The sequence below is a fragment of the Collinsella sp. AF28-5AC genome (assembly GCF_003457875.1).
Classification (GTDB): Bacteria; Actinomycetota; Coriobacteriia; order Coriobacteriales; family Coriobacteriaceae; genus Collinsella.
In genome coordinates, this window is the sequence record NZ_QRTA01000021.1 from 20,262 (window position 1) to 33,233 (window position 12,972).

A 12,972-nucleotide genomic window follows, 5' to 3' on the forward strand; every position below is an offset into this window, starting at 1 on the left:
AAAGGTTATCCTGCGTGAAATAAGACACGCACGACAAAGGAGGAATCGTGGGAGTTATCGGTTACGGTCTCGGTGTTATCGGCGCTGGTCTTGCTATCGGCCTGTCTGCTCTGGGTGCTACGGGTGCTATGGCCCGTCAGCCTGAGGTCCAGGGCCGCGTGTTCACCGTCTTCATTATGGGCTCCGCCTTCGGCGAGGCTCTGGCTCTGATCGGCTTCGTTGTCGCGCTGATCGTTAAATAGCACGGAGCGTCAAGTATGAATCTTTCATCCCAGAAGAGCGCGATCGCACTCTCCGCGTCCGCGGCCGCGCTGCTCATGCCGGTTTCCGCGTTCGCCGAGGACGGCGCTGCCGGTGCGGACATCCTCATCCCTAAGATGGCGGAGTTCATCCCGGCGCTTATCGCCTTCCTGATTATCTGGATCGTGCTGGCCAAGGTCGCCCTGCCGGGCATCATGAAAACCATGGAGGAGCGCGGCAAGAAGATCGAGGAGAGCCTCGACGAGGCCGAGAAGACCAAGCAGGAGGCTATCGCCAAGCGCGCTGAGTCCGACTCGATCGTCACCGACGCCCGTCGTCAGGCTGCCGACATCGTTCTCGAGGCCCGTAAGGACGCCGAGTCCGAGCGCGCCCGTATCATCGAGGCTGCTCACAAGGAGGCCGAGGAGATCATCGCCAAGGCCCATACGACCGTCGAGGACGAGCGCAAGTCCATTTACGCCGGTGCCGCGAGCTCCATCGCCGACCTGTCCGTTGCCGTCGCCACCAAGATCGTGGGCGAGGCACTCGAGGACGATGCCGAGCAGAAGAAGCTCATCGAGCGCTACATCCAGGAAGCAGGTAGCCTGAATGCCGACTAGCCGCTATCAGGACAAGGTGCTCGAGACCTACGCGCGCTCCCTTCTGGAAGCCGCTAAGGCCGAGAACCATGTGTTCGAGGACCTCGAGATGATCGAGCGCTTGGCTTCTGCCAGCCCCGAGATCATCGCCGTGCTCGACACCATGTCCAAGCGCGACCAGCTCGACCTTCTTCCCAAGGTGGCAGCTGCCTTTAAGTATGTTGCCGAGGAAGACGAGGATGTAGTGGGCGTGACCGTCACCACGGCGATCCCGCTCGACGACGAGCTGCGTCAAACCATCACTAAGAAATGCGAGCAGGACTTCGGCCGCAAGGTATTCCTTATCGAGCAGGTCGATCCGTCTATCGTGGGCGGCCTGGTGCTCGAGGCCCGCGGCGAGCGTCGTGATATTTCCGTCAAGACGCAGCTGCGCATCGCGCAGGAGACCCTCGCAAACTCTGCTAATTCGTACGGAGGTGAAGCCTAATGTCCGAAACCCTCAATGCCCAGGATATCGCCAAGAAACTGCAGGAGCAGCTCACGAGCCTCTCCGCGACGGTCGATACGCATGAGGTTTCAACGGTCGACGAGGTAGGCGACGGCATCGCGCGCGTCTCCGGCCTCAAGAGCGCCATGGCAGGCGAGCTTCTGGAGTTCAAGAGCTCCGATACCGGTGAGACCGTCTTCGGCCTTGCCCAGAACCTTGACCGTGACGAGGTCGGCGCCGTTCTGTTCGGTGCCGTCGACTCCATCAAGGAAGGCGACGAGTGCCGCACCACTGGCCGCATTATGGATATCCCCGTGAGCCGTGCCATGCTCGGCCGCGTCGTCAATCCGCTCGGCCAGCCCATCGACGGCCTGGGCGACATCGTCGCCACGCACCGTCGCCCCATCGAGTTCAAGGCCCCCGGCGTCATCGACCGTACCCCGGTGTGCGAGCCGGTTCAGACCGGTCTGCTCGCTATCGACTCCATGGTGCCTATTGGCCGCGGTCAGCGTGAGCTCATCATCGGCGACCGTAAGACCGGTAAGACCGCCATCGCCATCGACGCTATTCTCAACCAGCGCGGCAAGGGCATGGTCTGCATCTATGTCGCCATCGGCCAGAAGGCCTCCACGGTTGCCAACATCCGCGAGACCCTCGCTCAGCACGGTGCGCTCGACTACACCATCATCGTTTCGGCCACCGCTGCCGATTCCGCCCCTATGCAGTACATCGCGCCTATGGCCGGTGCCGCTATCGGCGAGTTCTTCATGTACAACGGCGAGGACGGCAAGCCCGCCAGCGAGACCAACCCCGGCGGCCACGTGCTCGTCATCTACGACGACCTGTCCAAGCAGGCTGTGGCCTACCGTCAGATGTCGCTGACGCTGCATCGTCCGCCCGGACGCGAGGCCTATCCTGGCGACATCTTCTACCTGCACTCTCGTCTGCTCGAGCGTGCCGTCAAGATGTCCAAGAAGAACGGTTACGGCTCCATGACGGCACTGCCGATCATCGAGACCCAGGACGGCGACGTCTCGGCCTACATTCCGACCAACGTCATTTCCATTACCGATGGTCAGATCTACCTGCAGTCCGAGCTCTTCTTCCAGGGTCAGCGCCCGGCAGTCGACGTGGGCATCTCCGTGTCCCGCGTCGGTGGCGATGCGCAGACCAAGGCCATGAAGCAGGTCGCCGGCAACCTCCGTCTGGACCTCGCTTCGTACCAGGAGCTCGCTGGCTTTACGCAGTTCGGCTCCGACCTCGACGAGGCTACTCAGAAGCAGCTGACCCATGGTGCTCGCATGACCGAGCTCCTGAAGCAGCCGCGTTACAAGCCGTTTGAGGTTGGCGAGCAGATCGTTACGCTGTTCGCTGGCAACGAGGGCTTCCTGGATGACCTGGAGATCGCCGACGTGCTGCCCTTCCGTGCCGAGCTCATCGAGTACATGGACAATGGCTTTGGTTCGCTGCTCGACAAGGTTCGCGCCAAGAAGATCGATGATGACACCAAGGCTGAGCTCTTGCGCGTCATCGGCGACTTCAAGCAGCAGTTCATGGCCAAGCACCATTCGGATGTTTCTGGATCAGAGGAGAACTAAGCCCCATGGCCAACCTTCGCGACATTAAGAAGCGAATCTCTTCGGTTACCACGACCAAGCAGATCACGCGCACGATGGAGATGGTCTCTACGGCCAAGATCCGTCGTGCCCTCGATCGCTCCAAGCAGGCCGAGCCCTATAAGGAGGCGCTGACCGACGTCATGTTGACGGTCGCCGGCGACGCCTCCTGTTCGGGCACCGATCCCATGCTGCAGAAGCATGAGAGCGTCAAGCATGGCCTGATTGTCGTTATTGCCTCGGACCGCGGCCTTGCCGGCGGTTTCAATACGACGGTGGAGCGCACGGCCGAAAAGCTCGCCGCTTCTTGGGCGAACGACGGCATCGAGTGCGAGATCATCGCGTGCGGGCGTAAGCCGGCCACGTATTTCCGTGACCGCGCAAACGTCGTCATGCACTTTGAGGGCAACTCCTCTGAGCCCGATTTCAATCAGGCCCGCATGATCTCCTCTCATATCTGCGATGCGTATCGTGCCGGTGAGCTTGACCGTGTCGAGCTTGTCTACCACCACGCCAAGAACCGCGTGGATCAGGAGCTTCGCGTCGAGCATCTGTTGCCGCTCGATCCCGAGATGATCGCTATGGCCCACGGTCCGCGTAAGAACGAGACCGACGCCCCTAAGCGCATCTCGTCCACGTTCGAGTTCGTGCCCTCTCCCGAGCATGTTCTCGGCAAGCTTGTGCCGTCTTATATCCTGACGGTCATCTACCAGGCCCTGATCGATTCGGCGGCTGCCGAGCAGGGTGCACGCCGCAAGGCCATGCACTCCGCGACGGAAAACGCCACCGCGATCATCTCGACCCTTACCCGCACGTATAGTCGCGTGCGCCAGGCTTCGATCACGACCGAGATTAACGAGATCGTCGGCGGAGCCTCAGCATTGGAGGAACAGTAATGGCTAATAACACCGTAAAGCTTGCGGTCGAGGAAGCCACCAAGAAGACGACTGCCGGTGATGGTCGCATCGTGCGAATCATCGGCCCTGTCGTCGACGTCAAGTTTGACGGCGCGGTGCCCCCGATCTACAACGCGCTCACGGTCGAGGCCGAGACCCCGATCGGTCATCTGAGCACGATCCTCGAGGTCGAGAGCCAGCTTCCGGGCGGCGTCGTCCGCACGGTCGCCATGTCCTCGACCGACGGCCTGCAGCGCGGCCTCATCGCCACCGATACCGGTGAGCCCATGAAGATGCCCGTTGGTCCCAAGACGCTCGGCCGCATTTGGAACGTCATGGGCAAGCCCGTCGACGGCAAGCCCATGCCCGAGGTGGAGGAGTTCTACCCCATCCACCATGCAGCGCCCCGCTTCGACGAGCTCACCACCAAGACCGAGATCTTCGAGACCGGCATCAAGGCCGTCGACCTGCTCGAGCCCTACATCCGTGGCGGCAAGACGGGCCTGTTCGGCGGCGCCGGCGTCGGCAAGACCGTTCTGATTCAGGAGCTCATCAACAACCTCGCCCAGGAGCACGGCGGCACCTCGGTGTTCACCGGCGTCGGCGAGCGTACCCGCGAGGGCACCGACCTGTTCCTCGAGATGAGCGAGTCTGGCGTTATCGAAAAGACCTGCTTGGTCTATGGTCAGATGAACGAGCCGCCCGGAGCGCGTCTGCGCATCGGTCTGGCCGGCCTTACCACCGCTGAGTACTTCCGCGATCGCGGCCAGGACGTTCTGCTGTTCATCGACAACATCTTCCGCTTCTCCCAGGCAGGTTCCGAGGTTTCCGCACTGCTGGGCCGTATGCCGTCCGCCGTTGGTTACCAGCCCACGCTGGCAACCGAGATGGGCGACCTCCAGGAGCGCATTACCTCGACCAAGACGGGCTCCATTACCTCCGTCCAGGCTGTCTACGTCCCCGCAGACGACCTGACCGACCCGGCGCCTGCCACGACGTTTACGCACCTCGACGCCACCACGGTTCTTTCGCGTAGCATTTCGTCGCTCGGCCTGTTCCCGGCTATCGACCCGCTTGCGTCTTCCTCCGACGCTCTCGATCCCTCGATCGTCGGCGAGGAGCACTACCGTGTCGCCGTCAAGGTCCAGGAGCTCCTGCAGGAGTACTCCGACCTTCAGGACATCATCGCCATTCTGGGTATGGACGAGCTGTCCGAGGAGCAGCGCCTTACGGTCAACCGTGCCCGTAAGATTCAGCAGTTCCTCTCGCAGTCCTTCCACGTCGCCGAGAAGTTCACCGGTAACCCCGGTGTCTACGTCCGCGTCGAGGATACCGTCCGCTCTTTCGCCGAGATTGTCGACGGCAAGGCCGATGACCTGCCCGAGCAGGCTTTCCGCTATGCTTCCACGATTGAGGACGTGCGCGAGCGCGCCCGCAAGATGGGGGAGAAGTAGGTTATGCGTATCCGCATCGTGTGCCCCGTGAGCTGCGCCTATGAGGGCGACGCTGCGTTTGTGTCGATTCCGTCCACGGATGGCGAGTTTGGCGTCCTGCCTGCTCACTCCAGCGAGATCTGCACGATCGACCGCGGTTACGTTCGCGTTTCCGATAAGGCCATGGGCACTGTCGACCACACGTTTGCCGTGGCCGGCGGCTATGCCCAGGTTGCGGACGATGTCGTGACCGTTCTCGCCGAGCGCGCTTGCGATTTGGCGACCGTCGATGCCGACAAGCTTAAAGCTGATATTCAAGGTTTTGAAGAGAAGCTGGGTAATTTGTCGGAGGATGATGCACGCCGCGCCTACCTCTATAATGAAATCGCATGGTGTAAGCTCAAGCTTGCCCAATAGTCAAACGATTTAGCGTTCGACCATTTGCGAACACATCATGCCCGGGATGGCTTGGCCACCCCGGGCATGCTTTTTGAAAGGGTAGACCTTGGATATTATCCGCGTTGAGGGTGGCCACGCCATCGGAGGCTCCGTGCCCGTCTCGGGTGCTAAGAACTCCGCGCTCAAACTCATGGCGGCAACGCTTCTGGCGCCGGGCAAGACGACGCTGCAGAACGTGCCCGATATTTCCGATGTCCACGTGATGGGCAAGGTGCTCAAGGGCATGGGCGCTACGATCGATGTTCTCGACGAGCACACGCTCGAGATCGATACCTCTCAGGTCGATTCCTGGGAGGCTCCCTATGAGCTCGTCGCTAAGATGCGTGCTTCCACCGCCGTCATGGGGCCCCTGCTGGGTCGCTTCCATCGCGCCAAGATCGCCATGCCGGGCGGCTGCAACCTAGGTGCCCGCAAGATCGACATGCATATTCTGGGTCTCGAGGCCCTGGGCGTCGAGTTTGATACCGCCCACGGCTACATCAACGCCAGCGCGCCTCAGGGCCTGCGCGGTACCACCGTCACGCTCGAGTTTGCCAGTGTCGGTGCGACCGAGAACCTCATCATGGCCTCTGTGCGCGCACAGGGCACCACGGTTATCGACAATGCCGCCCGCGAGCCCGAGATTGTCGATCTCGCCAACATGCTCAACGAGATGGGCGCCAAGATTGTAGGCGCCGGTACGCCCGTCGTGACTATCGAAGGCGTGGAAGAGCTCCATCCCGTTACCCATCGCGTGGTGGGCGACCGCATCGAGGCCGGTACCTTTATCGTTGCCGGTGCGTTGATGGCCGACGATCGCGGTGTCGATGTCACGGGCTTTTGTCCCATTCACTTGGGCATGGTGCTCAAGAAGATGGAGCTCATGGGTATCGACTGCGAGCGCGTCGAGGATGGCGTCCATGTGAACCGTGCCGAGCGTATCAAGCCGGTCGACATCCAGACGCTTCCGTTCCCCGGTTTCCCGACCGACATGCAGGCGCAGATTATGGTGCTCTCCGCCCTTGCCGACGGCAGTTCCGTTATTACCGAAAACATCTTCGAGAATCGCTTTATGTTTGCCTCTGAGCTGGTGCGCATGGGTGCCGACATTCGTATCGAGAGCCATCATGCCATGATTCATGGCGTCAAGGGCTTCTCGGGTGCACAGGTTACCTCGCCCGATCTGCGCGGCGGAGCGGCCCTCGTCGTAGCGGGGTTGATCGCCGACGGGACGACCGAGGTTTCGGCTATCCATCACATCAAGCGCGGCTACGAGCAGTTTGTCGAAAAGCTGCAGGCGCTTGGCGCGCATGTCGAGCATGCTACCGTCCCCGATCCCGTCATCTACTAATACAGGTTGCCTATGTTTAATAAAAAGCCCCTCGCGGATACCACCACCCGAAGACCCTCAACTGGTGCGCAGGCCAAGATCTACAGTCGCGATAACGTGGCTCGTTATTCCGAGCGAGCTCGCCAACGTCGTCGTAGCCACACGATTCGCCACGTCGCGCTCATTGTCGTGCTTGGCGTGCTACTGAGCGCCACTACCGCTGCCGGCCTGTGGTTTGCCACCATTATGGGCAAGCTCGGCGATTCTAATGTCATTACCGACAATCTGCGTCGGGTTCTGGTTGACACCGATGAAGCAAAGGATCCGTTCTACGTGCTGCTTCTTGGCACCGACGGCCGTCCGGGCGAGGATACGTATCGTGCCGACTCGATTATCCTGGCACGCATCGACCCCACGCAAAAGCAGGCGACGCTCATTTCCGTTCCGCGCGACACCAAGGTCGTGTACAAGGGCGAGACCATGAAGATCAACGCCTGCCATACCGTTGGCGGCGCCGAGGCCATGGTCGAGGCGGTCAACGAGCTGTGCGGTGTTCAGATTTCCCACTATGCCGAGGTCAGCTTCGACGGTATGCAGGCGCTGATTGATTCGGTTGGCGGTATCGACATTAACGCAACCGATGATGTTGACGACCCCGAGCACCTGGATATTAAGATTACCGCTGGCCAGCAGCATATGGACGGTGCCACCGCCCTTACCTATGCCCGCTGCCGCTACACCTATGCCGACGGCGATTACACGCGCATGCGCCACCAGCGTCAGGTGCTTGGCGCCCTTGCCAACCAGATTCTCAATAACTTCGATGCCACGAAGATCTTTGGCCTGGTTAATTCGCTGTCCGATATGCTCGTAACCGATATGAGCGTTCAGGATATCGTGGCTACGGTCAATGCCATGCGCGGTATGGATGTCGACGGTATCTACTCGGCCAACCTGCCCTCGTACGCCGACGACAGCACCATGATCGACGGCGTGAGCTATGTCTTTGTCTACGAGGACGAGCTCAAGGAAATGATGGAGCGCGTCGATGCCGGCAAGGATCCCAAGGGTCCCAACACCATGGGTCTTTCCGACGGCTCCAGCTCTACGATCGGTGACCTGAACAACAACACGTCTGACGACTACGCAAACGGTACCGCAACCTCATCGGTCAGCTCTGACGATTCCGATGACTCAAGCGATTCGAGCGACAGTTCCGATTACTATGAAGAGCCCACGGGCGACGGCAACGGCTACGAAGCCAACTACTAAGTTACGGCGTTTTACCAAACGCCGTAACGGCTCGACGCTGCGCGCCGCCCAAGGCGACAATTTGTCATTCAAAAGGCAGGGCATGACCAGAAGGTCAATGCCCTGCCTTTTTCATGCCAACTTGTTCGCCTTGGACGTCGCTCGCTGACGTTGGCTCAACCTGCGATGTTGACTACTCCCCTTGTATCAAAAACCGCCCCGTTCTCTGTAGAGGACGGGGCGGTTCGTCTTTTGGGCTTATGCAGCCAGGCTTATGCGAAACGGGCGACGAGCTCCTGCAGGACGTCGGTCATCTTGACGAGCGAACTGACCGGGACGAATTCGTTGACGCCGTGGTAGCAATAGCCGCCGGTGGAAAGGTTGGGGCAGGGCAGACCGCGGAACGACAGCTGCGCGCCGTCGGTGCCGCCGCGAATCGGCAGCACTTGGGGCTCAACGCCGCAGGCAAGGTAGGCTTCCTTGGCAACATCAATAAGCTCGGGATAGTCACGAACAATCTCGGCCATATTTCGATACTGCTGCTTAATCTCGACCGTCACGCGCTTGTCACCCAAGCGCTGGTTGAGCATCGAGGCGGCGGCATCAATAAGGTCGAGTTTCTGCTGGAACTTGGCTGCGTCATGGTCGCGGACGATATAGCGCGCTGTGGCGTGATCGACGGTTGCAGATACACCCTCAAGGTGATAAAAGCCCTCGTAGCCTTCCGTATACTCCGGGCGCTGCACGTAGGGGAGCAACGCGTTGAAGTCGCAGAACAGATTGCCTGCGTTAACCATACGGCCTTTGGCGTCGCCCGGGTGGATGGACTGGCCCTCAAAGCAGACGGTCGCCTCAACGGCATTAAAGCACTCCCACTCCAGCTCGCCGATGGGGCCACCGTCGACCGTGTAGGCATACTTGCAGCCAAAGGTATCGATATCCAACAGCTCGGCTCCGTGGCCGATCTCCTCGTCAGGGCAGAAGCAAATGCCGAGTGCGGGATGGGGCAGAGAAGGGTCCTGAGCGATACGCGCGACAAGCGACATGATCTCGGCGACGCCTGCCTTGTCGTCCGCGCCCAGCAGCGTGGTGCCATCGCTGCAGACCAGGTCCTCACCCGCGAGGTCGTTCAGGGCGGGAAGCTTGGCGGTACTCATGGCAACGGGCTTACCGTCAACCGTGCCGCAGACCAGGTCGCCGCCTTCGTAGTGCACGATGTGCGGCTTCACGCCGGCGCCCGGTGCAACTTCGGTGGTGTCGAGATGGGCGATCAGGCCCAGGGCGGGCTTGTCCTCAGCGCCCACACTTGCGGGGATATGCGCGCAGACATAGGCGTGCTCGGTCACGTGGGCATCTTCCGCACCAAGCTCGCGCAGCTCTTCAGCCAGCACGTTGGCAAGGTCAAACTGAACGGCGCTCGAGGGTACCTGGTCGCAGTTTGCATCCTCGGACTGCGTGTTGATCTGGACGTAGCGCAAAAAGCGCTCGAGGACATCGGGGTTCGTGGTGGTGTTTTCCATAAAGACCGCTCCAATCTTGGTCGTCGTGTGCAACAAGAACTCTAGCACGGTATGCCACGGCATACCGCGACGCTTGGATGGGGTAGAATCAGCCAATGAATGCAGAAGGGACGGAAGATCATGGATACGACAAATAGCTCGCGCGAACTACATCTGACGGTGGCGAACGAAGACTACTTGGAGTGCATGGTTCGCATTGAAAGCGAAGAGGGGGAAACCAACGGCGTGCGATCGGTCGACATCGCGCAGCGCCTTGGCGTCTCCAAGGCATCGGTCAATAAAGCGGTTTCGGCGCTCAAAGCATCCGAACTTGTCGAGCAATCGCACTACGGCAAGGTAGTCCTGACCGATCGCGGCCGCGAGGTTGGTACGGCTATCTGGTACCGTCATCGCCTCATCCGCACGTTTTTGGTTCAGGAGCTCGGTGTCGAATTTGAGCGAGCCGATTCCGAGGCCTGCATGATGGAGCATGCGCTATCCGAGGACACGATGAACCGCTGGCTCGCCTATCTCGAAAAGCAGGGAATCAGCGTCGAGGAATAGCGGGATATATATGGATACGAGTTATTACAATCGCTTTGGTGCCGAGGAACTTACGCGCCGCTTGTCGAGCGAGACCTTGTTGGCGCAGGGCCCCATGGGCAGTGTTCTGTTGAGTGAGTACGACGCCGCCGATATTCCACCGGCGTTTTGGAATCTGGCAGAGCCGCAGACCGTTTCTCGTATCCATCGCTTGTATGTCGCCGCCGGCGCGCAGGTACTCATTACCAATACCTTTCAGGCATCAAGCTATGCCCTCAAGCACGACCAGATTGCGCCGTCCGTGGCGGAGGTCAATCGCGGGGCCGTCGACGATGCCCGCCAGGCGCACCCTCAGCTGCTGCTGGGCTCGATGGGTCCGATCGGTATTGAGTGGTTTGCCGAGGACTCGGCCGAGTTTCGTGAGATCCGAGGCATTGCGCGCGAACAGGCGCACGCCTTGCTCAATGCTGGTGTTGACGGTCTGCTGATCGAGACGGTGACGTCTATCCGTAATTTGCAGCCCATGCTTGCCGGCGCCCGAGATGCCGCCGACGGCATGCCTGTTCTGGTGAGTTTTGTCGTTGACGATAAGGGCGACCTGTTGGGCGATGGCCTCAACATCGAGGCAGCCGTTTTGTACGCCGAAAAACACGGCGCAAACTCGGTTGGTGTTAATTGCTGTTCGCTTGCGGCCGCGAACGCGGCGGTGCCCAGGATGGTTGCATCGGCGACTACTCCCGTCACGGTGCGTCCCAACGTGGGCGATCCGGTCCAGACTCAGGATGGCCCCGTATGGCACGAGAACCCCGAAGCTTTCGCGCGCGCATGCATCGAATGGAGACATGCCGGTGCCGCAATGGTGGGCAGTTGCTGTGGAACCACGGCAATCACTACGGCAGCGATGGCCGAGGCGCTCGATATATAAAGGGCAAAACCGCTCCATACGGGGCGGTTTTTTTATTGCTTGCATGTCCTCGGCAGCATTTGCCCAAATGGTGAATGCTGGTGCCGGCAGGTTGCCGAGTGTGTATCGCGGGTATACCTCATGCGTACCATGATCCAAACACTGTGAGGTGTCTGCGCGTGTGCGCGATAATTCATTTTGGAACTGACGGTTGGCGCGCTCGCGTCGATGAGGACTTCACTGCCGACAACGTTGCCCGCATTGCCGATGCCGTCGGCGAGTTGTGGCAAAAGATCAATCCCGGCAAAACAGTATATATAGGGTTCGACACCCGGCCGCAGGCGCGCGAGTTTGCTGAGCTTGCGGCAGGCGTGCTTGCCGCTCACGGATTGGACGCAGTGCTCGCATCTCGGCCTGTTCCGACCCCCGCCCTTACGTGGGCGTCGGCGTATGACGGCGAGGCCTGCGGTGCGCTCATGGTGACGGGATCCCATCATCCGCAGGGGTATCTGTGCCTTAAGCTGCGCATGGGAGATGGCTCGACGGCCAATCAGGATGTCATCGAAGAGCTCGAAGAGACTATGGCCCCCGAGCCGATGGGGATCGAGGAACGCTATCGCACCGCGGATATTATTCCTGACTATATGCAGGCGGTGGCATCGTTTGTCGATGCCGAGGCCATTCGAGCCGCTCACCTGCGTGTGGTAGTTGACCCCATGGGCGGCGCGGCCCAGGGATATCTTGCCGACCTGCTGCGGGAGCTAGGCGTCGAGGTGCACGAGATTCATGCCGGACAGTCGTCCGATCAAGAGGACATTTGCCCCGACCCTGTTGAGCCGTGGGTGGACGCTTGCGAGCGTGCGGTTGTCGAGGACGGGGCGTGCGCAGGCCTGGTGACCGACGGCGATGCCGACCGTATCGGTGCGGTCGACGAACGCGGTAGATATATTCATCCGCATCAAATCATGGCGCTTGTTTTGGGCGACCTCGTTCAATTCCGCAATTTGGAGGGGCGTGTCGTCGTCAATCTCTCGTGCTCGACGCTCGTGCGTCGCATTGCCGAGGCGCTTGGCTGTCGTGTGACCGTTAAGCCGGTCGGTTTCAAATATATAGCTGCAGAGATGAAGAAGGGCGGCGTCCTCATGGGAGGCGAGGAGGCCGGCGGTATCGGCATCGCCGCGCATATGCCTGAGCGTGATGGAATCCTTGCTTGTCTGATTCTGTGTGAGCTTATGGCAAAGACGGGCGCGCCTTTGGGCGTTTTGGTCGATCAGCTCGAGGCCAGTTTTGGTAAGACGAGTTATGGGCGTCGCGATTTGCGCCTTGAGGCCGAAGACGCCGAATCGCTGCGAACGCTGCTTCCTGGCATGAATCCTAAATCGATTTGCGGCAAGGCGCCGCAGGCTGTAAGCCATATGGATGGTTTACGTTTGGCATTCGAGGATGACACCTGGCTGCTGATCCGCCCCAGCGGGACCGAACCGGTGGTTCGCGTATACGCCGAGGGGTTCTCGGTGGAGGAGCGCGATGAGTTGCTCGATGCCGGCTGTGCCTTGGCTAAGGGAGCCTATCAGCTTTAGCCATATGACGCTTCACTATAAAGAGGCCCTCGGTGAGCGGTAGAGAACGGCTGGCAAACGTAAGCAGGGTTTTAATATGTGTAGGAAATGTGTGCGTCCAGATTCCCGCCCCCGGCGCCCCTCCGGTCTGGCAATATATCTCCTTGCCGCGCGGCC

General features: G+C 60.3%; 13 protein-coding genes. 12 read left to right on the forward strand and 1 reads right to left on the reverse strand.

The features are described from left to right. The first annotated feature begins 47 nt into the window (after positions 1-47). From DWZ01_RS09905 to DWZ01_RS09945, 9 genes are all read left to right on the forward strand, one after another. Complete coding sequence (locus tag DWZ01_RS09905; protein WP_022094262.1) at positions 48-242, forward strand: ATP synthase subunit C; 195 nt, start codon at positions 48-50, stop codon at positions 240-242. 15 nt (positions 243-257) lie between these two features. Beyond that, the gene (gene atpF, locus DWZ01_RS09910) at positions 258-860 is read left to right on the forward strand and encodes a F0F1 ATP synthase subunit B (RefSeq protein WP_006235712.1); all 603 of its coding nucleotides are present in this window, start codon (positions 258-260) and stop codon (positions 858-860) included. Further along, positions 850-1,326 (forward strand): FoF1 ATP synthase subunit delta, encoded by a 477-nt coding sequence (locus DWZ01_RS09915; protein WP_006235713.1) that lies wholly within the window; start codon positions 850-852, stop codon positions 1,324-1,326. Before atpF ends, DWZ01_RS09915 begins: the two co-directional genes overlap by 11 nt. Continuing rightward, complete coding sequence (gene atpA, locus DWZ01_RS09920; RefSeq protein WP_035138794.1) at positions 1,326-2,924, forward strand: F0F1 ATP synthase subunit alpha; 1,599 nt, start codon at positions 1,326-1,328, stop codon at positions 2,922-2,924. The genes DWZ01_RS09915 and atpA overlap by 1 nt, the downstream gene beginning before the upstream one ends. A 5-nt stretch (positions 2,925-2,929) precedes the next feature. After that, complete coding sequence (gene atpG / locus DWZ01_RS09925; protein WP_006235716.1) at positions 2,930-3,838, forward strand: ATP synthase F1 subunit gamma; 909 nt, start codon at positions 2,930-2,932, stop codon at positions 3,836-3,838. Beyond that, complete coding sequence (gene atpD, locus DWZ01_RS09930) at positions 3,838-5,292, forward strand: F0F1 ATP synthase subunit beta (protein ID WP_117848884.1); 1,455 nt, start codon at positions 3,838-3,840, stop codon at positions 5,290-5,292. Before atpG ends, atpD begins: the two co-directional genes overlap by 1 nt. A gap of 3 nt (positions 5,293-5,295) precedes the next feature. Continuing rightward, positions 5,296-5,688 carry an ATP synthase F1 subunit epsilon gene (gene atpC / locus DWZ01_RS09935; protein ID WP_006235718.1) on the forward strand — a complete coding sequence of 131 codons (393 nt, stop codon included), beginning with the start codon at positions 5,296-5,298 and terminating at the stop codon, positions 5,686-5,688. Positions 5,689-5,776: 88 nt separating this feature from the next. Next, positions 5,777-7,060 carry a UDP-N-acetylglucosamine 1-carboxyvinyltransferase gene (gene murA / locus DWZ01_RS09940; RefSeq protein ID WP_117817046.1) on the forward strand — a complete coding sequence of 428 codons (1,284 nt, stop codon included), beginning with the start codon at positions 5,777-5,779 and terminating at the stop codon, positions 7,058-7,060. Between the two features lie 12 nt (positions 7,061-7,072). After that, complete coding sequence (locus DWZ01_RS09945; protein WP_117848886.1) at positions 7,073-8,311, forward strand: LCP family protein; 1,239 nt, start codon at positions 7,073-7,075, stop codon at positions 8,309-8,311. A 251-nt stretch (positions 8,312-8,562) separates the two neighbouring features. Here DWZ01_RS09945 and pepT read toward each other — a convergent pair whose 3' ends face one another. Further along, positions 8,563-9,810, reverse strand: a complete 1,248-nt coding sequence (pepT, locus tag DWZ01_RS09950) for a peptidase T (protein WP_117848887.1) — start codon at positions 9,808-9,810, stop codon at positions 8,563-8,565. 120 nt (positions 9,811-9,930) lie between these two features. Here pepT and DWZ01_RS09955 point away from each other — a divergent pair, with 120 nt between their 5' ends. The 3 genes from DWZ01_RS09955 to DWZ01_RS09965 all read left to right on the forward strand — a co-directional run bounded on the left by DWZ01_RS09955 (position 9,931) and on the right by DWZ01_RS09965 (position 12,816). After that, on the forward strand, positions 9,931-10,353 hold the full coding sequence (locus tag DWZ01_RS09955) for a metal-dependent transcriptional regulator (RefSeq protein ID WP_035138800.1): 423 nt from the start codon (positions 9,931-9,933) through the stop codon (positions 10,351-10,353). A 10-nt stretch (positions 10,354-10,363) separates the two neighbouring features. Next, positions 10,364-11,257, forward strand: a complete 894-nt coding sequence (locus DWZ01_RS09960) for a homocysteine S-methyltransferase family protein (protein WP_055252635.1) — start codon at positions 10,364-10,366, stop codon at positions 11,255-11,257. Between the two features lie 158 nt (positions 11,258-11,415). Beyond that, positions 11,416-12,816 (forward strand): phosphoglucomutase/phosphomannomutase family protein, encoded by a 1,401-nt coding sequence (locus DWZ01_RS09965; protein ID WP_117848889.1) that lies wholly within the window; start codon positions 11,416-11,418, stop codon positions 12,814-12,816. The last annotated feature ends 156 nt before the right edge of the window (positions 12,817-12,972 follow it).

Coding starts and splice junctions, on each gene's coding strand:
- atpF (WP_006235712.1), top strand. CDS start 258: ATGAATCTTTCATCCCAGAAGAGCGCGATCGCACTCTCCGCGTCCGCG.
- DWZ01_RS09915 (WP_006235713.1), top strand. CDS start 850: ATGCCGACTAGCCGCTATCAGGACAAGGTGCTCGAGACCTACGCGCGC.
- atpA (WP_035138794.1), top strand. CDS start 1,326: ATGTCCGAAACCCTCAATGCCCAGGATATCGCCAAGAAACTGCAGGAG.
- atpG (WP_006235716.1), top strand. CDS start 2,930: ATGGCCAACCTTCGCGACATTAAGAAGCGAATCTCTTCGGTTACCACG.
- atpD (WP_117848884.1), top strand. CDS start 3,838: ATGGCTAATAACACCGTAAAGCTTGCGGTCGAGGAAGCCACCAAGAAG.
- atpC (WP_006235718.1), top strand. CDS start 5,296: ATGCGTATCCGCATCGTGTGCCCCGTGAGCTGCGCCTATGAGGGCGAC.
- DWZ01_RS09945 (WP_117848886.1), top strand. CDS start 7,073: ATGTTTAATAAAAAGCCCCTCGCGGATACCACCACCCGAAGACCCTCA.
- pepT (WP_117848887.1), bottom strand. CDS start 9,810: ATGGAAAACACCACCACGAACCCCGATGTCCTCGAGCGCTTTTTGCGC.
- DWZ01_RS09955 (WP_035138800.1), top strand. CDS start 9,931: ATGGATACGACAAATAGCTCGCGCGAACTACATCTGACGGTGGCGAAC.
- DWZ01_RS09960 (WP_055252635.1), top strand. CDS start 10,364: ATGGATACGAGTTATTACAATCGCTTTGGTGCCGAGGAACTTACGCGC.